This window comes from Corynebacterium nasorum (assembly GCF_022347325.1).
GTDB lineage: Bacteria > Actinomycetota > Actinomycetes > Mycobacteriales > Mycobacteriaceae > Corynebacterium > Corynebacterium kefirresidentii.
Genome location: NZ_JAKRDU010000002.1, coordinates 239,452 through 260,148, shown reverse-complemented (window position 1 = coordinate 260,148; position 20,697 = coordinate 239,452). Strand labels below are relative to the sequence as shown.

At 63.3% G+C, this 20,697-nt stretch carries 17 protein-coding genes, 1 tRNA gene and 1 other RNA gene; 10 read left to right on the top strand and 9 right to left on the bottom strand.

The genetic code is table 11. The features are described 5' to 3' along the window. Positions 1-2: 2 nt before the first annotated feature. Positions 3-338: a hypothetical protein gene (locus MHK05_RS03590; protein WP_023020382.1), complete on the top strand. Its 336-nt coding sequence runs from the start codon at positions 3-5 to the stop codon at positions 336-338. A gap of 90 nt (positions 339-428) precedes the next feature. Here the strand turns inward: MHK05_RS03590 and MHK05_RS03585 are convergent. Then, positions 429-517: transfer RNA gene (locus tag MHK05_RS03585), tRNA-Ser, on the bottom strand. Between the two features lie 179 nt (positions 518-696). On the opposite strand from MHK05_RS03585, the gene ffs reads away from it, so the two are divergent. The 6 genes from ffs (at position 697) to recR (ending at position 6,128) form a co-directional block, all read left to right on the top strand. Beyond that, an RNA gene (ffs, locus tag MHK05_RS03580) (signal recognition particle sRNA small type) lies at positions 697-795 on the top strand. Positions 796-855: 60 nt separating this feature from the next. Further along, the gene (locus tag MHK05_RS03575; RefSeq protein ID WP_239204869.1) at positions 856-2,127 is read left to right on the top strand and encodes an aspartate aminotransferase type Ic; all 1,272 of its coding nucleotides are present in this window, start codon (positions 856-858) and stop codon (positions 2,125-2,127) included. Next, positions 2,090-2,671, top strand: a complete 582-nt coding sequence (locus tag MHK05_RS03570) for a hypothetical protein (protein ID WP_239204867.1) — start codon at positions 2,090-2,092, stop codon at positions 2,669-2,671. The genes MHK05_RS03575 and MHK05_RS03570 overlap by 38 nt, the downstream gene beginning before the upstream one ends. Positions 2,672-2,689: 18 nt before the next feature. Beyond that, positions 2,690-4,969, top strand: a complete 2,280-nt coding sequence (locus tag MHK05_RS03565) for a DNA polymerase III subunit gamma and tau (protein ID WP_239204865.1) — start codon at positions 2,690-2,692, stop codon at positions 4,967-4,969. A gap of 62 nt (positions 4,970-5,031) precedes the next feature. Beyond that, a complete protein-coding gene (locus MHK05_RS03560) occupies positions 5,032-5,400 on the top strand; it encodes a YbaB/EbfC family nucleoid-associated protein (protein WP_023020386.1) in 369 nt (122 codons plus the stop codon). Between the two features lie 71 nt (positions 5,401-5,471). After that, on the top strand, positions 5,472-6,128 hold the full coding sequence (recR, locus tag MHK05_RS03555) for a recombination mediator RecR (RefSeq protein WP_023020387.1): 657 nt from the start codon (positions 5,472-5,474) through the stop codon (positions 6,126-6,128). Between the two features lie 48 nt (positions 6,129-6,176). On the opposite strand, the gene MHK05_RS03550 is transcribed toward recR, so the two are convergent. The 7 genes from MHK05_RS03550 to leuA all read right to left on the bottom strand — a co-directional run bounded on the left by MHK05_RS03550 (position 6,177) and on the right by leuA (position 15,837). Further along, positions 6,177-7,277: an HNH endonuclease signature motif containing protein gene (locus MHK05_RS03550; RefSeq protein ID WP_239204863.1), complete on the bottom strand. Its 1,101-nt coding sequence runs from the start codon at positions 7,275-7,277 to the stop codon at positions 6,177-6,179. Between the two features lie 109 nt (positions 7,278-7,386). After that, positions 7,387-8,160 (bottom strand): type 1 glutamine amidotransferase, encoded by a 774-nt coding sequence (locus tag MHK05_RS03545; protein WP_239204861.1) that lies wholly within the window; start codon positions 8,158-8,160, stop codon positions 7,387-7,389. Further along, the gene (locus tag MHK05_RS03540) at positions 8,153-9,430 is read right to left on the bottom strand and encodes a Mur ligase family protein (protein WP_239204859.1); all 1,278 of its coding nucleotides are present in this window, start codon (positions 9,428-9,430) and stop codon (positions 8,153-8,155) included. The genes MHK05_RS03545 and MHK05_RS03540 overlap by 8 nt, the downstream gene beginning before the upstream one ends. Before the next feature lie 27 nt (positions 9,431-9,457). Then, the gene (locus tag MHK05_RS03535; RefSeq protein ID WP_239204857.1) at positions 9,458-10,858 is read right to left on the bottom strand and encodes a DNA polymerase III subunit epsilon; all 1,401 of its coding nucleotides are present in this window, start codon (positions 10,856-10,858) and stop codon (positions 9,458-9,460) included. Positions 10,859-10,909: 51 nt separating this feature from the next. Continuing rightward, positions 10,910-13,090: a hypothetical protein gene (locus tag MHK05_RS03530; RefSeq protein ID WP_239204855.1), complete on the bottom strand. Its 2,181-nt coding sequence runs from the start codon at positions 13,088-13,090 to the stop codon at positions 10,910-10,912. A gap of 108 nt (positions 13,091-13,198) precedes the next feature. After that, complete coding sequence (locus tag MHK05_RS03525) at positions 13,199-13,975, bottom strand: hypothetical protein (protein WP_239204853.1); 777 nt, start codon at positions 13,973-13,975, stop codon at positions 13,199-13,201. A 44-nt stretch (positions 13,976-14,019) separates the two neighbouring features. After that, a complete protein-coding gene (leuA, locus tag MHK05_RS03520; protein WP_239204851.1) occupies positions 14,020-15,837 on the bottom strand; it encodes a 2-isopropylmalate synthase in 1,818 nt (605 codons plus the stop codon). Between the two features lie 219 nt (positions 15,838-16,056). Between leuA and MHK05_RS03515 the strand changes: the two genes are divergently transcribed. Next, complete coding sequence (locus tag MHK05_RS03515) at positions 16,057-17,184, top strand: mannosyltransferase family protein (RefSeq protein ID WP_239204849.1); 1,128 nt, start codon at positions 16,057-16,059, stop codon at positions 17,182-17,184. Here the strand turns inward: MHK05_RS03515 and MHK05_RS03510 are convergent. Further along, positions 17,181-18,059, bottom strand: coding sequence for a DMT family transporter (locus tag MHK05_RS03510; RefSeq protein ID WP_239204847.1), 879 nt, complete (start codon positions 18,057-18,059; stop codon positions 17,181-17,183). The two genes, MHK05_RS03515 and MHK05_RS03510, sit on opposite strands and share 4 nt — an antisense overlap. A gap of 223 nt (positions 18,060-18,282) precedes the next feature. Here MHK05_RS03510 and MHK05_RS03505 point away from each other — a divergent pair, with 223 nt between their 5' ends. Next, the gene (locus MHK05_RS03505; RefSeq protein WP_023020397.1) at positions 18,283-19,548 is read left to right on the top strand and encodes an aspartate kinase; all 1,266 of its coding nucleotides are present in this window, start codon (positions 18,283-18,285) and stop codon (positions 19,546-19,548) included. A gap of 32 nt (positions 19,549-19,580) precedes the next feature. After that, positions 19,581-20,612 (top strand): aspartate-semialdehyde dehydrogenase, encoded by a 1,032-nt coding sequence (locus MHK05_RS03500; RefSeq protein ID WP_086588696.1) that lies wholly within the window; start codon positions 19,581-19,583, stop codon positions 20,610-20,612. Positions 20,613-20,697: the final 85 nt, after the last annotated feature.

Here is a 20,697-nt window from a genome sequence, read left to right as displayed (position 1 = left end):
GCATGAATGCCTTCGACTATGCGCAGCTTGAGGACGCGCTGGATTACCTCTACGACTTCCTTGACCAGGACCTAGCGGACCGCGTGCGCACCGAGCGTGAATACGTTCCAGAAGGGATGGAAGGCTTGCTTGCCGACGACTCCCTCGACGACTACGTCTGGCTGTGGATCAAAGACTCAGGCCCGAACGGCTTCCGGCAGTACCTGCGCGACGGAGGCTATCCCGAGGCCGAGGTCGCCCAGGCCTTCCTCTGGGCGCGCACTGAGTGGGGCATGAACACCCCGCCGCATATTGCGTGGCTAAAAGAAGACGGCTACGAACCGCCGGTCATCGATTAGCGGCTAGCGCGGCGTCGGCTAGCGCGGCCGAGCGCAGGTATAACAAAAATCCCGGCTCCGTTGCTATGCAGCAGGAACCGGGATTTCCTGTGGCGGAGGATGTGGGATTTGAACCCACGAGGGGCGTGAACCCCGCACGCGTTCCAGGCGTGTGACATAGGCCGCTAGTCGAATCCTCCGAGAAGAAACATTAGCAGCCGTGGCAATTATTTTACCAATCGCCAGGTCAGTGCGTGTTTTCGGGGAATTTTAACCGTTGTGTGGTGGCTAGGTATCGAGAGCGGTACCCGCGAGCGGCGGAGGGCTGCGCGGCCGGAGTCCCATTTGGCTAAACCGGCGCTCGGGCGTTAAAGTATGGGGCAGGATTCCGCGTGGCGTCCATCCTCTGAACTCCCCCAGGGCAGGAATGCAGCAAGGGTCAGGAGGCTCTGACGGGTGCGCGGGGTCCCCTTTTTGTATGGCGTGCGTTACTATTGGGGGCTAAAAGTCGCCCTATACATGGAAGGTAGACATACGCATGTCGCTTCTTACTTTGGAATCGTCCGAACTAACTGAGCTCGCTGCTCAGGTCCGTAAGGACTACGAGGACCTTAAAGCTAAGGGCCTGAAACTGGATTTGACCCGCGGCAAGCCAGCGAAGGCGCAGCTAGACCTCTCCAACGATCTCCTCGCCCTGCCAGGCCAGGGCCATTACACCGACGCGGCCGGAAACGACCTGCGTAACTACGGCAACCAAAAGGGCATCAAGGAACTGCGCGACATCTGGGGCAAGCTGACCAACATGGACCCCGAGCTGCTCGTGGCCGCAGATTCTTCCTCCCTGAACATCATGTTTGACCTGATTTCTTGGGCGTTCCTCTTCGGCACCAATGATTCCGCGCAGCCGTGGAGCAAGGAAGAAAAACTCAAGTGGATCTGCCCAGTGCCGGGCTATGACCGCCACTTTGCCATCACGGAGCAATTTGGCTTCGAGCTGGTGACGGTGCCGATGGAAGAAGACGGGCCGGATGTAGAGGCCGTCGAAAAGCTGGTGGCGGACCCGACAGTCAAGGGCATGTGGGTGGTGCCGATGTTCGCCAACCCCACCGGCGCCGTGATTTCTGAGGACAAGGCCCGCCGCCTCGCCCGCATGCAGGCCGGCGCACCGGATTTCCGCATCGTGTGGGATAACGCCTACGCCGTGCATACCTTGACTGAAGAGTTCCCGGAAATTCTGCCGATTCTGGATATCGCCGCGGAAGAAGGCCACCCGAACCGCTTCTGGGCCATGTCGTCCACCTCGAAGATCACCTTCGCGGGCGCGGGAGTGGGTTTCTTCGGCACCTCGGAGGATAACCTCGAGTGGTACCTAGAGCATGCCGGCATTCGCGGCATCGGCCCGAATAAGATTAACCAGCTGGCGCACCACGAGTTCTTCGGCTCCGCAGAAGGGGTGCGCGCGGTGATGCGCCGCCACGCCGCGCTGATTAAGCCGAAGTTCGATGCGGTGCTGCGCATCCTGGAAAAGCGCCTGGGCGAGTACGAGGTGGCGCAGTGGACCAACCCGAAGGGTGGCTACTTCATCTCCCTCGACGTTGTCGACGGCACCGCCAACCGCGTCTGGGAGCTTGCGCGCGACGCCGGCATCCTGCTTACCCAGGCGGGCTCGGCCTTCCCTTATGGCCAGGACGACAATGACCGCAATATCCGCCTCGCCCCAACCCTGCCGCCGCAGGAAGAGGTCGAGACCGCGATGGACGGCGTCGCTACCTGTGTGCTGCTTGCCGCCGTGGAGAAGCTGGGGGCCTAAAATCAACGCCGACGAGTCTGCCCTGTGGCTGAGCGAGATTATCCCGGCGCCGCTGGAGTTCCGCTACGTCGATGAGCGCCGGCTAGGCCTCGCCACGCTTGCCGACGCCCAATCGCTCGCCCTCACCACCACCTTCAACAACACCGACACCGGCCTGCAGAGCCAGGACGACGGCACCGATGTGCGCTGCGAGCTGTTGACGGTGGCGCGTACCGGGCAGCCCGAGGTGGCTGCCGCCGTAAATGCCGCGGCCGATACTTTCGAGAAGGCCGACGGTCTGCTTCCGGCGCAGCCGGGCGTGATGCTGCCGTCCATCCTCGACGCGCCGGGAATTACCGTGCACCACGGACTCTTCATCGCGCCGTACCTGTGGGGCGGGCAGACCCCGCAATTTCGCGAAGAGGGCCGCCTGACCCTCATCCTGCAGCTGGTCATGCTGACGGATTCGGAATATGCGTTTGGGGTAGAAGAGGGCGTCGGCAAGCTGCAGGGGGCAGTGGCCGAGCAGGGCATTGACCTGCTGGACTGGTCGCGCGAGGGTTAGCCGGTAAACTGGCTAACCGTGGCTTTATACCGGAAATACCGTCCAGCAACGTTCGCGGAGGTCGTGGGCCAAGAGCAGGTCACTACGCCGCTATCCGCCGCCCTCGATGCAGGGCGCATCAACCACGCCTATCTCTTTTCCGGCCCGCGCGGCTGCGGCAAGACCTCCTCGGCGCGAATTATGGCCCGTTCGCTCAACTGCGAGCACGGGCCGACCTCGACGCCGTGTGGCAAGTGCGATTCCTGCGTCTCCCTGGCCCCCGGCGGCCCCGGAAACTTGGACGTGACGGAGCTTGACGCCGCCTCGCATAATGGCGTGGAAGACATGCGGGAGCTGCGCGATCGCGCCTACTACGCGCCGGCCGAATCGCGCTACCGCATCTTCATCATCGACGAGGCGCATATGATTTCGCCCTCCGGCGCTAGCGCGCTGCTCAAGGTAGTGGAGGAGCCGCCGGAGCACGTCATTTTCATCTTCGCGACCACGGAGCCGGAGAAAATTATCGGCACCATTCGCTCGCGTACCCACCACTATCCCTTCCGCTTGCTGACCCCGCCGGCCATGAAGGGCTTGCTGCAGCGCACCGTCGCGGCCGAGGGCGTGCATGTCGAGGACGCCGTATACCCCATGGTCATTGAGGCGGGCGGTGGTTCCCCGCGCGATACGTTGTCCTTGCTGGACCAGCTGCTGGCCGGTGCCGGGCCCGATGGCCTGACCTATGACCTCGCCCGGCCGCTTTTGGGTGTCACCGATGTTTCGCTGCTTGACGACGCCATCGACACCCTCGCCAACCAAGACAAACCCGGCCTCTTCGCGATGGTGGACCATGTCATCGAGGCCGGCCACGACCCGCGTCGCTTCGCTATCGATTTGCTCGACCGCCTGCGCGATCTGATGATCCTGCAGGCCGTGCCCGGCGCTATCGAGGCCGGCCTCGTCTCCGCGCCCACCGACCGCGCTTCTGTGCTTACCGCCCAGGCGCAGCGTTTTTCCGGCCCGCAGCTGACCTACTTGGCATCCACGGTCAACGACCGCATCAGCGATCTCACCGGTGCGACCTCGCCGCGCTTGCTGCTGGAAATCATGTGCGCGCACCTGCTTATCGGGTCCACCGGCCCCGCGGCCACCGGCGCCACCGTCCCCGCGGCCGCACCCGGAGCGCCCGTGCCTGCCGGCCCTGCGACCCCGGGCGGTGCCGCCGCGGCAACCTCAGCTGTCGCAGGTGCCCAAGACCCCCAGTCCGCTGCGGCCGCCATTATCGCGCGCCGTCGCGCCAAGTCCCAGGAGCAGCACTCCGCTGGCTCTGAGCCCGCCCCTCAGCCGCAAACGCAAACCCAGCCCCCGGCTAAGACCGCGCAATCGTCCACCGAGCAGCAAACCCCGCAGCAACAACAGCAGCCGCAGGTAGAGCCGCAGCCGCAGTCGGAGCCGCAAGAGTCCCAGGATCCGTGGCAGCGCGAACGGCGCATACCGCAGTCGGCGCCGGCCCAGCAGGAGCGGCAGGAGCAGCGCGAGCCATTGGAGAAACCCGTACCGGCCCGCGCGGAGGAATCCGCCCAGGAAGCAACGGCGCGATCTGGGGGCCAGCCCGCTGCGGAGACGGCGTCGGAAAGAGTGTCGGAAACGGCGCAACCGCAGGCAACGCAAGAGCCGGAAGGCGACTTTGCGGAAGCCGTGAGGGAGAAATGGGTGGCGTTGAGGGGGAGCGTCGGAAAGCGGAATAAGGTAGCGGAAATTATGCTTGCCGAAGCCCGCGTGCTTGGCTTCCGCGATGGCACGCTAACGCTGGGACACACCACCGGTGCCCTTGCCGAGCGAATCAATGCGCCCGCCAATAACGCCGTTATCGTGGAGGTACTCAAGGAGGAGTTCCAGCGCGATGTGGCCGTGACCTGCGTGGTAGGCACTGACCCGAAGACCGCCGGTTTCAATGCCCCACGGCCGGCGCAGCGCAAGGAGGCGTGGACACCGAATCAGCCCGCGCGCGAGCCTGCCGACGACCAGGAGGCGGAGAGTAAGCAGGAAAACACGCCGGGCTGGCGCTCGCGCATCGCACGGGCGACGCAGGCCGCCAAGCAGCGCGATGAATCGCAGTTCAGCAACGGCGTGCCGCTGCCGCCCGAACCCGAGCCGGAGCCCGATGAGGTACCGCCCGAGGAACCGCCGGCCTATACCCGCGATGACGAAGAACGCGACATGATGGAGGCCGCGCAGTCCACCGGTGAAATGGATCATCGCAGCGCTACCGAGGTAGCTATGGAATTGCTGGAGCGGGAACTAGGCGCGCGGCGTGCCTAGGCGGCGAGCACGGTACACTCGGGCGGTAGCGAAATTTAAAGTTGATTTAGAAAGGAAACACCATGGCTGACCAAGACCCAATGCAGCAGGCAAATGACATGAACGACCTCATCGCGCAGGCCGCGCAGGTGCAGGCGGATTTGCAGAAGGCGCAGGAAGAAATCCTCGCTACCAACGTCGAGGGCCAGGCAGGCAATGGCCTGGTCAAGGTGACCATGACTGGCGGCGCCGAGCTCGTGGACTTGCAGATTGATAAGTCCATCGTGGATCCAGAGGACGTCGATACGCTGCAGGACCTGGTTATGGGTGCGTTCAAGGAGGCCCACGCTGCGGCCGGACGCCTGGCACAGGAAAAGATTGGCCCGCTGTCCCAGGGCATGGGTGGCCAGGGCGGCCCGTCTTTTGAGGATGTCTTCGGCGGCAACCAGTAGCCCGCGCGATACGATATAAGGCCGTTGCCCCGGGGTGGGGCGGCGGCTTTTGCCGATTTTGGGAGTAATTGATGTTTGAAGGACCTCTGCAAGACCTCATCGACGAGTTTTCGCGCCTGCCGGGAATCGGCCCGAAGTCGGCGCAGCGCATCGCGTTTCACGTTTTGCACATGGAACCCGAGGACATCGAGCGGCTGCAAAACGCGCTGGGCGCGGTGCGCGACGGCGTGACCTTCTGCCGCATTTGCTGCAATATTTCGCGTGAGGATGTCTGCCGCATCTGCATTAACTCGCAGCGTGACGCCTCTACTATCTGCGTGGTCGAGGAGCCTAAGGATATCCAGGTTATTGAACGCACCGGCGAGTATGAGGGCCGCTATCACGTTTTGGGCGGCGCGTTGGACCCGCTGGCGAATGTGGGTCCGCGTGATTTGAATATCTCCACACTGCTGCAGCGCCTAGGCGGCGTGTTGCCGGACCGAGAGCTTGCAGACTCCACCCCCGAAACCCCGCTTTACGACGCCACCCCCACCATCCACGAAGTCATCCTCGCCACCGACCCCAATACGGAGGGCGAGGCGACCGCCGCATACCTGGTGCGCTTGCTGCGCGACTTCCCTGATTTGAAGATCACCAGGTTGGCCTCCGGCATGCCGCTCGGAGGCGATTTGGAGTTTGTGGACGAGCTCACCTTGTCTCGCGCGCTTTCCGGCCGCCTGACCATATAGCACGATGAGCGCCCCGGCCAGTACTGGGCGAATGCGGAGCTACAGCGGCTAGGGCACGGCGGCCGTAGGCCCGGTTCGCGCTCGGCCGGTGAATACCGGCGGGCCGTGCGCCTCCTTTGTCGTCGTGCTGCATCTGCTGCTGCGCCCGCTGCGCCTGTTGTCGGGTTCGTTGCTGTGCCCTATGTGTGTATGCCTGTCCTGGCTAGCGGGCGGGAGCCAGGCGATCCGGCCCCGAATGCGCGCCATCCGGCCGCGGCCCGGCAGCCCGTTGATGGAGTTGTGATACGGGCACAATAGCGTCATGTTCTCAGGATGGGTGTGGCCGCCGCGGGAGTATTCGATGAGGTGGTGGGCTTGGCATTCGGAGGCGGGGCGTCGGCAAGCGGGCCAGGCGCAGCGGGCGCCTTCGGCCTCGAGCATGCGGCGTTGCTTGGCGGAGGCCTGCCGGGTGCGGTAGAGGTTGACCGGGCCGCGCTCGGGATGGATGAGCGTGAAGAGTCCCGCGCCGGCTAGGGTACGGCGGACTAGTTCGGCGCCGGTGATAGTGGCGCCGTTGGTCATAGCGAGGCGGATATCCTCGCCGTTTCCAGCGAGGATTTTCAGATAATCCGGCAGCTCGATGATGACATTGGTGGTCACGGTAGCGGGCGCGGTGGCGCGGGAGCCGTTAAGCCAGGCTAGCGGGTCGGATTTAGCGGCGGCCCAGATATCGGCCATTTGTGCGGCGGGGCCGGTGAAACTCAGGGTGGTTTTCTCCCCGTGCATAATCCGGCGTCCGCCGTCTTCGCGCTCGGGCGGAGGGTTGAATTCGCGCAGCAGACGGGTAGCCGCGCGCGAGACGTGCGCGGTGGTGCCGGCGGTGGCGCAGAGCTGCTCGCGGAATTGCCAGCGCTTGGTGGGGTCGCTAATGCTGCGCGAGCGACGGGCGATGAGCGCGAGGGTCTCTAGGCAGTGGTGATTGCGGCGCGCGGCGGCCAGTGCGCGGGCTTGGTAGCGCGAATGGCTGGTGGGCGAGAGAAAGGCCGCGGCGGTCCGGCGCAGGGTGCGCGCTTGGTCCGCGGGCAGGGGCAGGCTGGAGGCGGCGTGGACCTCTTCGAGAAGATCCACGCCGCGCTTAGCGATGTCGCCCAGCTGCTCCAATAACGTCATGCCCCGCAGCCTATTGGCGTGGGATGCGCGGCTACAAGGGGCAGCGGCCGGGCCTGTGGATAACTCGGGATTTCAGGGCCGTCGGGCGCAGTTATCCACAGTTATGGGCCTATCTTTGGGAGCGCGGGGGCTCGGAGGCGTTGAAACGTTCGACACGCAGGCGGTCAACGGCCGGGATCTCAAGCGGTTCAAGATCCGCGAGGGCCACGCCCATCGCTTGGGCGAGGAGGAGATCGGCCAGCTGCGGGTTTCGGGCCAGTGCCGGTCCGTGCATATAGGTGGCGATGACGCTGCCTTGGACGGCGCCTTCGTAGGTGCGCTGGGTGGAGCCATCGGCAAGGTCGGCGGTGGCGGCCTGGTCTGCATTGCCATTGCCACGCGTGAGCGTGCCGAGGGGCTGCGCGGAGGGGCCAAGGATGGTGGCGCCCAGGTGGTTTTCAAAACCGGTCAGCGGCTCGGTGAGGTCCGCGGTAACTCCAGCGTGGGTGGGTTTGGAAGCCACCTCGCCGATGGCACGGTCCTGCATGCCGGCCGTGGTGGCATCGAGCAGGCCGACGCCGTCGATGATGCGGCCGGAGGCGCGGAAGGACTCGCCCAGGACCTGCAAGCCAGCACAAATGGCAAAGACCGGGCGGCCGGCGTTGGCGGCGCGGCTCAGGCCGCCATCGGAAATCAGGTGGTCCGCGGCTAGGATCTGCGCGGTATCTTCGCCGCCGCCGAGGGTGTAGATATCCAGTGTCTCAGGCACGGGCTCACCCAAGCGGATCGGGTGAATTTCCGCCTGTAGGCCGCGCATGCGGGCGCGCTGGCGCAGGACGAGGGCGTTGCCGTCGTCACCGTAGGTACCGAGGACGTCGGGAAGCACTAGGCCGATATTAAGCATTGGTGGCCTCCTTGGAAAGCGCCTTCTTCAAATCGCGGAAGGCGGTGTAGTTGGCGAGGACCTCGATGCGCCCCTCCGGGCAGGCGGCGAGCGCATCGAGCGGATCCGGGATGAGCTCGTGGGAGATATCGGCGTAGACCAGGCGCACCGCCAGGTCGGTGCCGCGCTCGCCGGCGGCCTTCACGCTGAGGCCATTGAAACCTTCGAACTTCACGTCCCACAGCCAGGACATGTCGATGCCATCGGCCACCTGGCCGTTGGTGGCGATGACCAAGCCATCGGCGCTGCGGTCCACCATGGACAGCGCTTCTTGCCAGCCGGCCGGGTTCTTGGCCAGCAGGAGCCGAATCTCGCGGCCGCGCCAGAGGATGGTGGAGTAGCGGCCGGCAACATCGTCGATGCTTTCGGCGGCCGCAATGGCTTTGTCGAGGTCCACGCCGAAGCCGGCGACGGCGGCAGCGATGGCTTGGGCCGCGTTGCCCCGGTTAGCACGGCCAGGCAGCGCCAGGTTCAGGGGGCGTTTAGCGGTGGGGGTGATAATGCCATGCTTATCGACGCCCCACGTTGGCTGCGGCCGGCGGAATTCGCGGCCGTCGGCAAGCGGCTTGACGGCGTACCAGTCATCCTCGGTGCGCACGACGTGCCCGCCGGTGCGCGGGCAGGTAACGGAATCGCCGAGCCAGCCGGCGCCGGCCGAAACCCAGATGACATTCTTGGCGTCATAGGCCACGGAGGTCATCAGAACGTCATCGCAGTTGGCGATGACGAGCATGTCCGGGTGGGCTTCCACAGCGCCGCGCAGAGCCCGCTCGATCTTATTAATCTCGCCCACGCGGTCGAGCTGGTCGCGGGTGAGGTTGAGCAGAACTAGCGCCTGCGGGTTCAGGTTATCGGCTACGTGGGGCACGTGGAGCTCGTCCACCTCGAGTACCAGGTGGGAGGCGTCCTTGCCGGCCATGAGTGCGGAGATGATGCCGGCATCCATGTTGTCACCGCCGTCGTTGGTGGCTACGGTGTGCTCGGCGCGGACTGCAGCGGCTAGCATGCGGGTGGTGGTGGACTTGCCGTTGGTGCCGGTCACTAGCACGGCCGGGCGCCCACCGCCCAGGTTGGTCATGATGGAAGGGTCAATGGCATTGGCGATTAGACCACCGATCATTCCGCCGGCGCCACGGCCGGTGGCGCGGGAAGCGGTGGTGGCCAGCTTCGCGGCGGTAGTGGCGGTGGTGGTGCGCAACTTCCTCAGCGCACCCGGGACTCTAAAACTCATGTCCCCTAGGGTAGTCGCGCGGGCGGCTTAGTCGTTCTTTTTCCCCGCCGAGCCGCCAGAATTTCGTCGGCCCCTGCCGCGACCACCGCGGCCGCCCCGGCGACGGCGGCGCTTTTGGTTCTTAGCGCCGCCTTTTTTGTTGTTGTGGGATGAGCGTTGGGGCCGGGGCGTGGGTTTGCCGGATTCGGGTTCCGGCACGGCGTCTTCGATGCGGGTGAGGGCGTCAAGAAACGCGGTATCGGACATCAGCGGAATGCCCTTGCGGTGGGCGTGCATGGGTTTTCCCACCAGGTCAGTGGTCACGTTGCACACGACCAGCGAGGATTCGCGGGTGAGCTTTTCGGAATAATTGAGCTCCTCACGCATGAGCGCGGCGATGATGGTGTCCGGGTCCTCGAGGATTTCCGGAGCGACTACGATTTCCATGCCGCGGCGCAGTTCCTTGCCCGGCTCGTATTTGCCGGGGTTGTGGTGTTGGACGGGGGCTTCGGCAGCGTCGACTCGCACGTGGGAGCGTTGCAGGCCGAAGCGGTCGGCGCGCACGTCCTCGGGCGCATAGCTGCGCACTGTGCCGCCTCGTTGCTTGCGGTAGAGCGCGATGAGTAGTTCGGTTTGTTCGCGCGAAGTCTCGGGTTCGGGCCGCTTGGCGCGCTCTACCGAGGCCTGTGGCGAAGCGTCCAAGCCGCTCTGCTTAGCGACGCCCCCTAAACGCACATCATTCGACCGCACCTGCTGTGCATAGGAGGTGGCCAAAGTATCGATGATGCGAACGGGGGTGGGGACGTGTCCGACCTTCTGGCGGCGCCGGCGGCCCTTGTTGCGGCCGCGGTTGCGCGCGCGATTTTGGCGGGCGGCGGCCATCATGGCGCGGCGGGCTTCGGCGACGAGAAAACCCCAGGTATAGGGGAGATCGTGGACGATGAGTGTGCGGCCGTCAATAAGCTTGTCCAGCGATTTGAGGATCTTGCCAAAAGCTGGCGCCTGCTCAATATCGGTGGTGCTCAGCCCGTGGAGGTGGCGCGGCCCGGCATCGATATCGGGCTTGAGGACGGCGTGGAATTGCTGGCCCTTCTCGCTGGTGTCGTTGAACGCAATGGCGTCGATAGTAACGATGCGCCCGGTGCTGGGATGGATGCCGGTGGTCTGGATGGTCAGCGCCACATAGGGAAAGTCCGCTGCGTCGTTGGGCGAGTCGGCCTGCTGCGGCTGTTGCTGGGCCGGTGGGTGCGGTTTCGGTTTCGGCTTGGGTTTCGGGGCGTCTGGCTCACCGGAGGCACGGACCGCACGGCGGGGCTTAGTGCGGCGCTGTTCCATGCCTGGTTTGGGCGCTGTGGACCTGGCCGCGTGGCGCGAAGCTACCGTCGCGGGCGACGGCGCTGGGGCCGACGCCGACGGGTGCTGCGGGGAGGGGCCAGGTGTGTTGTTCATTAAACTCAGTGTAGTATCCCGCATTTCGTGCAGGGGGACAGGGCGCGCCGCTTAATCTTCTACAACGACGACAATGACCTTCGGCGGGGTTGTTTGTTCCTCAGGTTCTTCAGGGTGCCCCGGTGTCTCTGGCTGCTGCGGTTCAGCCGGCTCTTTCGGCTCTTCCGGCTCTGTCGGTTCTTCTGGTTCGAGCGGTACGAGGGGCTCATCCGAGCCGTCCGGCGCGCTGCGGTCTCCCGTGGGCAGTTCCGGTTCGACCTCTGGTTCTGGCTCCGGGGTGGGCACGATTTCCGAGCCGGGGATCGTCGTCGTTGGGACAGTAGTTTCCGGCTCTGGCGTTGGCTCGAGTTCGGAACCTGGGATAGTGGTGATCGGCACGGTGCTATCCGGTGCCGGCTCAGCCTGGGGCTCCGAGGTCAATAACGAAGATGTCGTTGTAGGCGCAGTCGGCTCCGCAGGCGTTGGCTCTGAGGACTCTGGTGCGGGCAGTGGCGTCTGCTTATCCGTCGAGGTGGTGGCGCCGTCTTCAGTTGTGGTCGTTTCAGCCGAAGTCTTTTCCGAAGTAGGCGTATTTGAAGTAGGTAGGTCGGACGGCTCGGCAGGTGCGGTAGCCTCCGTCGACGTCGTGGCCTTCGATGGTGACGTCGAAGTTGCAGAATCCGTAGATGCCGTGGTCTGCGCGGGCTCCGTGGTCTGCGTTGTCTGGGAAGGCTCGGCCGATGACGAAGACGTGGAGGTTGCAGTCGGCTCCTTCGCCGCTAGCTGCGGCGCCGGCTCAGAGCTGGAAGATGGCGCCGCGGCCGGAGTCGAAGCCGGGGTCGATTCGACGTTATTAGCCGCAGCGGCAGCGGCAGCGGCTGCGGCGGAGGCGGCGCGGGAAATTGCCTGGGAATCATGGCCCTGGTGCTCGCCACGGTGCTTGTCGTGGTGGCCGGCGGCAGGGGTCGTGGCACGGTCAGTCTGAGGGGTGTGCGTCGGCCGCGCCTGCTTAGACGGTTGGGGCGCGGGGGCGTGGCGGTGCTGCGGTGGTGTCTCAGAGGGGGCGTCGGCAAGCGGGTGCTGGGTCGGGGAATCCGCGCGGGATGGCGCGGCGACACCGCTGGTGGGGCCAGCATCGTGGATGCGGGGCGTGGCGGGGTGCGCGGGGCGCTTGGGACCAATGCCATCGAAATGGGAAGAATCGTCGGTGGAATGATTGCTTTTCGAAGCAGGCGCGGTGGAATGCGAGTGGGTGTCCGAAAGAGCTTCGTCCTCACTAAGCATGTGGGTAGCCACGGTGGTGCCGCCACCAACTAGCACGGCGACACCGGCTGCGGCCAGCAGATTCGAGGTCACGGCCCCAGAAACGCCGGCGGCATTGGCGGCAGAGGTGATGGCAAAACCACTTGTGGAGGAGGTGCCAGCGGCAGAGACTCCGGCAGTGGGGCCGCTGGGAACGCTGGTTGCGGCCTGTGCGCGGGCTGCGGTGGCCGCGGACATGACGGCGGCGCCACCGGCGACAACGCCCAGAACTAGGCCGGCGTGGTGCCTATTGGCAGCGTTGTGCGCGTAGATGGTCAGCGCGGGGCGGTCATCGGCGTCGTAGTGGAAGTAGCCGTGGGCAATGGCGAGGCGGCCGGATTTGGTGCAGTCGAGCACGGCGGGGGCAATCTCGCGGGCGGCATCGCGCGGGAGGGAGCCTAAGAAGATGCTATTGACATAGACATCAACGGTATTTCGCCGCAGGAAACCACGGGTGCGCAAGGAGACGAGGTAGTGCTCGTCGGTGTGCGGAAAGCCAGTGACGTCTTTGGAAAACTCCGTCAATGTGGCGGCAGCCTCGCCCGGCAGCATGGTCCAGCGCTGCGCCGGCGGGTTATTGGCGGGGATGCACAGGTGCGGTGCCGGCAGGAGCAGGTTGAGCGTGGGCCACTCTTCGCCGGAGGCATCTGTCATGCTCACGTGGGCGGTGGCGCGTGGGCGTAGGCCGGCGCTGAGAACCCAGTCAAAGAGTGCGTAGGCCTGGGAATCGGCGGCGCTGAGACGGCCAAGGAGAGAATCGCTGATCCACACCGCGAAGCCGTCCTGGGCGGTGCGGGGGCCGAGCTCCGCAGAGAGGTAACCGCCTTCTGCGGCGGTGGACTCGAGCAGTTCGCTGAAAACTTCTGGCGAAACATCCTCGATGGGCAGATTATGGATCACGCCAAAACCGTGGTCAGGGACCACGTAGGTGGCGGAATCCAGCGAAGTCATTGGGGCCTTTCGATAGGGGGTAATAGTAACACTGTATTTTAGGCACTGCCGTGGGCCATTTCCAATTTCCCCGGCCGGTGAACAAGGGTGTTACCCTGCCCGAAAGTTTTACAGAATAAAAATGAGCACGGCGATGAGCGCTGCAATCACTAGTAGGGCCACGACGGCGGGACACCACCGGCGGCGGGGTGTGGGGTCATCGGTGCTTATGGCGCGGAAGCTCGTGGTTTCGAAGGTTTCGGTGGCGGCGGGGGAGGTAGGGGCGGCGTCGGCAAGCGAGGCTTCCTTCGAATCCGGCAGCGGCGCCCCCGCGTAGATGCTGAGCACGCGGCCGGTGTTGCGCGGCGCATGGTAGGCATGGGCTAGGGTTATGCCCTGCTTGGCGACGTCCACCCCTTCCAACCGCCCCACAAACTGCGGGCCCAAATAAGCATCGGTGCCGGAACCGGTGCTGCTGGGCGAGAGCGTAACCAATACGTGCATGCGGGCGTGGGCGGGAATGTCCAGATCCGCGGGAAGATCGGCGATGTCGATGGGTGGGGCATAGCCCAGCATTGTCCACGGGCCCGCTGGCGGATTATTCGCCGGCAGGCAAAGGCCCGGCCGGGGCAGCAGTAGCGAGAGAGAGCCATCGGGCTGCGGCGCGGCGGTGGCTGCAGGGGTCAGCCCGGCGCGAAATAGTAGATCTATTTCGGGATACTCCGCGCGGTCGGCGCTGGTGATGTGCCCGATGGTGGAGTCGGTACGCACCTCCAACCCGCCGTCTGGGCGGGGTGCCAAGGTGACGGTGAACTCTCGGTTTTCCTTCGTCTGCGCATCGTAGATGGGCAGGGCCTGCACGGCGCCCAAGCCACGGTGCGGTATGAGGTAGGTAGAAGAAGGCATACCCACCCTTCTACCACGCCGGGCCGCGGCGCCGGCGAGCAGGCCTAGGCCAGGGCGCGGTTGACGGCGGAGTTAATCGCGTTGATGGAAGCCCGCGTGGTGGACCCGGCGATGCCCGCTCCCCAGACCTTGTTCTGGTTGACGTCGGCGGCGATATAACAGGCGGCCTCGGCGTCGTCGCCGGCGGAACGGGACTGCTGGGAGTATTCCATGACCTCGAAGTCGATGCCCAGGGATTCCAGGGCGTTGGCATAAGCCGCAATGGGTCCGTTACCGCTGCCTGAGACGGTGGACTTTTCCCCGTGGAAAGCCACGGTGGCGGTCACCGATGCATCCCCATCTTCTGTTGGGGCATTGTCCATATGGAAAGACTCCAGGGTCAGCGGATCCTCGCGGTCCAGGAACTCGGTGGCAAAGATATCCCACATGTTTTTGGAATTGACCTCGCCGCCTTCGGAGTCGGTGATTTCCTGGACCACGCTGGAAAATTCCGCTTGCATGGCGCGAGGCATATTGATGCCGTGATCGGTCTTCATGATGTAGGCAACGCCGCCCTTGCCAGACTGGGAGTTGACGCGGATGACCGCCTGGTAGTCGCGGCCCACGTCCTTTGGATCGATGGGCAGGTAAGGAACCTCCCAGATGGCCTCGCGCATTTCTTCCCACGAGACCTCGGTATTATTCGCGCCGGGGCGGATGGTGGCTGCCAGCGCGTCCAAGCCCTTATTAATTGCGTCCTGGTGGGAACCGGAGAACGCAGTAAAGACCAATTCGCCGCCATAGGGGTGGCGCTCCGGCACGCGCAGCTGGTTGCAGTATTCAACGGTTTCGCGAATCTGCGGCAGATCGGAAAAATCAATCTGCGGGTCCACACCCTGGGTGAGCATATTCAGGCCCAAAGTGACGAGATCTACGTTGCCGGTGCGCTCGCCGTTGCCAAAAAGGCAGCCTTCGATGCGGTCCGCGCCCGCCATAAAGCCAAGTTCGGCGGCGGCGATTCCCTCGCCGCGGTCATTATGCGGGTGCAGTGAGAGCACGACGTCCTCGCGGCGGGCAAGATTGCGGTGCATCCATTCGATGGAATCGGCGTAGATATTGGGCGAAATCATCTCCACGGTGGATGGCAGGTTGATGATCATTGGATTCTCTGGGGACGGATCCATGATGTCTACCACCTCATCGCAGACCTCGCGGGCGAAGTCCAGCTCGGTACCGGTGAAGGATTCGGGGGAGTATTCCCAGCGCCACGTGGTATCTGGGTAGTCGGCGGCGATGGACTTAATGAGTGTGGCAGCATCGATGGCCAGCTTCTTAATGGCAGGTTTGTCTTTGCGGAAGACTACGCGGCGCTGCAGCTTCGAGGTGGAGTTATAAAAGTGCACGATGACGTTCTTGGCGCCCTCGCAAGCTTCAAAGGTGCGGCGGATCAGGTGATCGCGGGCCTGTACCAGGACCTGAATGGTGACGTCATCGGGAATTTTATTGCCCTCGATGATTTCGCGGACAAAGTTGAAATCGGTTTGGGAGGCAGAGGGGAAGCCCACCTCGATTTCTTTGTAGCCCATCTTGACCAGCAGGTCGAACATGCGGTGCTTGCGCTCTGGGCTCATGGGATCAATCAGCGCTTGATTGCCATCGCGCAGATCCACCGCACACCACTGGGGAGCGTGGGTGATTTTCTGGCTGGGCCATGTGCGGTCCGGCAGGTCGATGTCTTCTACCTCGACGGCGAAGGGTTGATAGCGTTCGTGGGGCATGGCGGAGCCGCGCTGCTTATTCCACGCGGGTTGTCCTTCGCGGCGTGGGCCGGTGGGGGTGGTGATGTCGCGCGGGGCGCTGATAAAAGAGTCGGTGGGGGACATGGGGTGCGGTTTCCTTTTCTGGTGTCTATGGGGAAAGACGGCCAGCTGGGCTTGGGTAGCCGGACTCCGCGACGGGGCGCTGGCCAGTGCTTAGGCCGAAATCCCGCCGCGGCAGATAAGGAGTAGGTCATTCCGCTGTGTCATATCGGTCACACTACAGGCTTTCTCACTGTGCGGCAAGAGATTTCATTCAATGAGACGCGGTGGTGGTGGGGTACCATGCCTTTCGTGTCTAATCCCCGCCATGCCAAGCCCCAAACATCATCCATATTGCGTTCCTTGTGGGCGCCTGCCGCACTCGTTGCACTCATTGGAGCCGCATTGCGCGTAGGCGTACTCGCAGCGGTGGCCGCCGCGCAGGACGATAAGCTGTGGGGGCTGCTCAATAAGTGGGACGCTAAGCACTACGTAGAAATCGCCCGCGGCGGGTACTTTGGTGCGGATATTTCTACGGATGGGCCGGTCCATGAGACGACCATGGCCTTCTTCCCGGGATTCCCCTTCCTCGTGCGTGGGTTAAGCAGCATCTTTGGTACCGACGAAGCGGGCACGGCCATTGCGCTCAATGTGCTCTTTAGCATCGCGCTGGCTGCCGGTGTGATGGCCTTGGCTGCGCGCATGGGCATGGGGAAGTGGGCCCAGGTGCTCAGTGCTGTGATGGTGACCTGTGCGCCGATGTCCATCGTGTTTTCCATGCCGTATACCGAGGCACTTTTTGGGGCCCTGGCCATATGGGCGGTGGTGGCGCTCGTAGATGAGCGATGGTGGGCTGCCGCGGCACTAATTTTTGTAGCCGGACTCGTGCGTCTTACCGCGGTGGATCTCGTTGCGGTCTTTGCATTCATGGTGCTGCTGCGGGCGCGAAAGAACTGGCGGGCCTGGGCCGCGGTGGTGTTTTCGGTCGTGCCGCTGGTGGGGTATTTGTGGTGGTCGAGCAGCCATCTCAAAGAAGTTGGCGGTTATTTTGGGATCCAGAAAGAACATTGGAACTCCAGCTTTGATGGCGGCAAAGCCACGGTTATCTGGCTTTGGGAGACGCTTAGCGGGGCTACTAACGGTGGATATCTGCTCAGCGCCGGCGTGATGATCGCTGCCCCGGTTTTCCTTGTGTTGGCATGGCGCCGCCTGCCGTTAGCGGCCTGGCTATTCTCTGCGGTGCTGATGGCGAACGTGCTGCTTTCTGATGGCATTATGCACTCGCGGCCCCGGCTGCTCCTGCCGGCGGTGATTGTGTTGTTGCCGTGGGTGAAAAAGGGGACGTCGGCAAGCGTGGCGGTTGGCGCCTGGGCCCTGTTCGGGGCGTGGTTTTCGGCCTATATGCTCGGCGTATTTGAGTGGGCCATTTAGCCGCGCTGGCTTACCGGGCTGCGGGAGAGCACGATGGTGGAGAGCACCATAACGGTAAGGGCGATGAGCATAATTGCCCAACCGACGGCCGTATCGATGAGGAATTTCTCTCCCAGCACCATGTAGCCCAAGCCGAAGGCCACGATGGGTTCAAAGATGGTCATGGCCGGCAGGGAATGGGCTAGGGGGCCGGCATTAAAGGAATATTGCTGGACCACGGTGCCGGTGAGCGCGAGACCGATGAGGCCGTAGAACTGCCAGCTTGCCAGTAGCGTGGCATGGCCTTCGTGGGTGAAAATGTCCACCACGGCCTTTGATAGCAGGGCGACGAAGCCGTAGATGACGCCGCAGGCCGTGCCCAACGCTAAGGGACGGTTATCCGGTAGCTTCGTGGCTACCGCAGCAAGTAGGGCGAGGGTGACCAACCCTACAAGGAGCGCCGGCCACCAATCGCTCCATTCCGGGCGGGGGTTTCCTGCGACCGGACGGCCGTAGACGACCATGATGCCCACCGCGATGGTCAATGCAATAGACCAAAAGACCTCGTGGAAAGGCATTTTGCGGCCGGAATACCACGCCGAAAGCGGCAGGGTAAACATTAAGGACAGCACCAAGATGGGCTGGACCACCAGCAAGGTGCCAAAGCCGAGGGCGATGACCTGCAGGCCATAGGCGCCAATGGCGGCCGCGGTGCCCACCCACCACAAGGGGTTGGACATGGCGGCGCGCATGACCGAATCATCGGCGTCGAGGGCAATGCGGTGGCGGATGACCGTGCCCCAAGCAACCGTCAGCGCGGATGCGAGCGCGAAAAAGATGGCGAGGAGGTTGCTTAACACCCGCTCAACGGTAGTAAAAAATCCTGCTATATGCATATTCTTCCCTGCATGGCGCGCGTTTTCTGCGCTAAGGAAGCGAGCGTGTGGTGCGCTTAACGTTGGGGGCGTGTGAATAAAAATTAAGCATTGTCTAGGAATTATGATGAGGGCAAAGACCCTGCGGGGTAGCATGGGTCTTTGACTAATGAACGACAGGTATTTCCGGGCGTGTACACACACGCCAGGGATGCCTTGAACGACGAAAGGCGGCATCCTTACCGTGGCCCTGATCGTGCAAAAGTATGGCGGCTCATCCCTCGAATCCGCAGACCGCATCCGCGCCGTTGCGGAGCGCATCGTGGCCACCAAGAAGCAGGGCAACGACGTTGTCGTGGTGTGTTCCGCCATGGGTGATACCACCGATGAGCTGCTCGACCTTGCCGCCCAGGTCAATCCCGTCCCGCCGCAGCGGGAGATGGATATGTTGCTCACCGCCGGCGAGCGAATCTCTAATGCTCTGGTGGCCATGGCAGTGGAATCGCTTGGTGCCCACGCCCAGTCCTTTACCGGTTCCCAAGCCGGAGTGCTCACCACCGAGCGCCACGGCAATGCCCGCATCGTGGACGTCACCCCGGGCCGCCTGACCGAGGCTTTGGACGAAGGCAAGATTTGTATCGTCGCCGGCTTCCAGGGCGTTAATAAGGAATCGCGCGATGTCACCACCTTGGGTCGCGGTGGCTCCGACACCACCGCGGTGGCACTTGCTGCCGCGCTGAAGGCGGATGTGTGTGAGATTTATTCTGATGTCGACGGCGTCTACACCGCAGACCCGCGCATCGTCCCAGACGCGCAGAAGCTAGACAAGCTCTCCTTTGAGGAGATGTTGGAGATGGCCGCGGTAGGTTCCAAGATTTTGGTCCTACGCAGCGTGGAGTACGCCCGCGCGTTCAATGTACCCTTGCGAGTTCGCTCGTCTTATTCAAATGACCCCGGCACCCTAGTTACCGGATCGATGGAGGATATCCCCGTGGAAGAAGCAGTACTAACTGGTGTAGCAACCGATAAGTCCGAGGCAAAGGTCACCGTCCTGGGCATCCCGGATCGCCCGGGGGAGGCTGCGAAGGTCTTTCGCGTCATTGCCGATGCAGAGATCAATATCGATATGGTCTTGCAAAATGTCTCCTCCCTGGAGGACGGCACCACCGATATCACCTTCACCTGCCCGCGTGCCGACGGCCCGCGTGCCATGGAGCTGCTGAGCAAGCTGAAATCTGAAGGAGGCTGGGCCAATGTGCTGTATGACGACCAAGTGGGGAAAGTCTCCCTCGTCGGCGCCGGCATGAAATCCCACCCGGGCGTTACCGCAGAGTTTACCGAGGCCCTGCGCGACGTCAACGTCAATATGGAGCTCATCTCCACTTCTGAAATCCGCATCTCCGTGCTCACCCGCGAGGCTGACCTGGAAAAGGCCGCCCGTGCACTGCACGAGAAATTCCAGCTTGGTGGCGAAGAAGAAGCCACGGTTTATGCTGGAACCGGACGTTAAACACCCACAGCAACTACAGAGGATTTATAGTCATGACCACTGTTGCAGTAGTAGGCGCTACCGGCCAGGTCGGCCGCGTTATGCGCTCCATCTTGGAAGAACGCAATTTCCCGGCCGATAAGGTGCGCTTTTTCGCCTCTTCCCGCTCCGCCGGCACCGAGCTCGAATTCCGCGGCGAGCAGATTACCGTTGAGGACCTCGCCGAGGTTACCGAGCAATCCGTCGCCGACGTTGATATCGCCTTGTTCTCTGCCGGTGGTTCTACCTCCAAGCAATGGGCTCCAGTGTTCGCCGCGGCCGGTGCGACCGTGGTGGATAACTCTTCGGCCTACCGCAAGGATCCAGAGGTTCCCCTCATCGTCTCCGAGGTCAACCCGCAGGAAGCCAAGAACACCCCCAAAGGCATCATCGCGAACCCGAACTGCACCACCATGGCCGCTATGCCGGTGCTGAAGGTCTTGCACGATGCCGCGGGCCTGAACAAGTTGCATGTGTCCTCTTACCAGGCGGTCTCCGGCTCCGGCCTGGCCGGCGTGCAGGCGCTGGCCGCGCAGGTCTATTCCGTTGGCGAGCACAATGTGGGTTTGGTCCACGATGGCTCTGCACTCAATGACGAGGACTTTGGCCCTTATGTGGCGCCCATTGCCTATAACGCGCTGCCGATGGCCGGCAACCTCGTGGATGATGGCTCCCTAGAGACCGATGAGGAGCAAAAGCTGCGCAACGAATCCCGCAAGATCCTAGACATTCCGGAGCTGAAGGTTGCAGGTACCTGCGTGCGCATCCCGGTCTTTACCGGCCACACCCTGACCATCCACGCCGAGTTCGACAAGGCAATCACCCCCGAGCAGGCCACCGAGCTTTTGAGCGGTGCCCCGGGCGTTAAGCTTGCCGACGTCCCCACCCCGCTCGCTGCCACCGGCATCGACGAATCCTTGGTAGGCCGCATCCGTCAGGACCAGACGGTGGACGATAACAAGGGCCTCGTGCTCGTTGTCGCCGGCGATAATCTGCGCAAGGGGGCCGCGCTCAACACCATCCAGATCGCGGAGCTACTCGTTTAAGCAGGTGCCGCTTCGTCGCAGGCTACACAAAAAGCTCGGCGCCCTCCTTCCTCGTTACGGGATAAGGAGGGCGCCGAGCTTTTAT

Excerpts from the sequence above, each read along its gene's own strand:
- MHK05_RS03590 (WP_023020382.1), top strand. The coding sequence starts at position 3 with ATGAATGCCTTCGACTATGCGCAGCTTGAGGACGCGCTGGATTACCTC.
- MHK05_RS03575 (WP_239204869.1), top strand. The coding sequence starts at position 856 with ATGTCGCTTCTTACTTTGGAATCGTCCGAACTAACTGAGCTCGCTGCT.
- MHK05_RS03560 (WP_023020386.1), top strand. The coding sequence starts at position 5,032 with ATGGCTGACCAAGACCCAATGCAGCAGGCAAATGACATGAACGACCTC.
- recR (WP_023020387.1), top strand. The coding sequence starts at position 5,472 with ATGTTTGAAGGACCTCTGCAAGACCTCATCGACGAGTTTTCGCGCCTG.
- MHK05_RS03550 (WP_239204863.1), bottom strand. The coding sequence starts at position 7,277 with ATGACGTTATTGGAGCAGCTGGGCGACATCGCTAAGCGCGGCGTGGAT.
- MHK05_RS03545 (WP_239204861.1), bottom strand. The coding sequence starts at position 8,160 with ATGCTTAATATCGGCCTAGTGCTTCCCGACGTCCTCGGTACCTACGGT.
- MHK05_RS03540 (WP_239204859.1), bottom strand. The coding sequence starts at position 9,430 with ATGAGTTTTAGAGTCCCGGGTGCGCTGAGGAAGTTGCGCACCACCACC.
- MHK05_RS03535 (WP_239204857.1), bottom strand. The coding sequence starts at position 10,858 with ATGAACAACACACCTGGCCCCTCCCCGCAGCACCCGTCGGCGTCGGCC.
- MHK05_RS03530 (WP_239204855.1), bottom strand. The coding sequence starts at position 13,090 with ATGACTTCGCTGGATTCCGCCACCTACGTGGTCCCTGACCACGGTTTT.
- MHK05_RS03525 (WP_239204853.1), bottom strand. The coding sequence starts at position 13,975 with ATGCCTTCTTCTACCTACCTCATACCGCACCGTGGCTTGGGCGCCGTG.
- leuA (WP_239204851.1), bottom strand. The coding sequence starts at position 15,837 with ATGTCCCCCACCGACTCTTTTATCAGCGCCCCGCGCGACATCACCACC.
- MHK05_RS03515 (WP_239204849.1), top strand. The coding sequence starts at position 16,057 with ATGCCTTTCGTGTCTAATCCCCGCCATGCCAAGCCCCAAACATCATCC.
- MHK05_RS03510 (WP_239204847.1), bottom strand. The coding sequence starts at position 18,059 with ATGCATATAGCAGGATTTTTTACTACCGTTGAGCGGGTGTTAAGCAAC.
- MHK05_RS03500 (WP_086588696.1), top strand. The coding sequence starts at position 19,581 with ATGACCACTGTTGCAGTAGTAGGCGCTACCGGCCAGGTCGGCCGCGTT.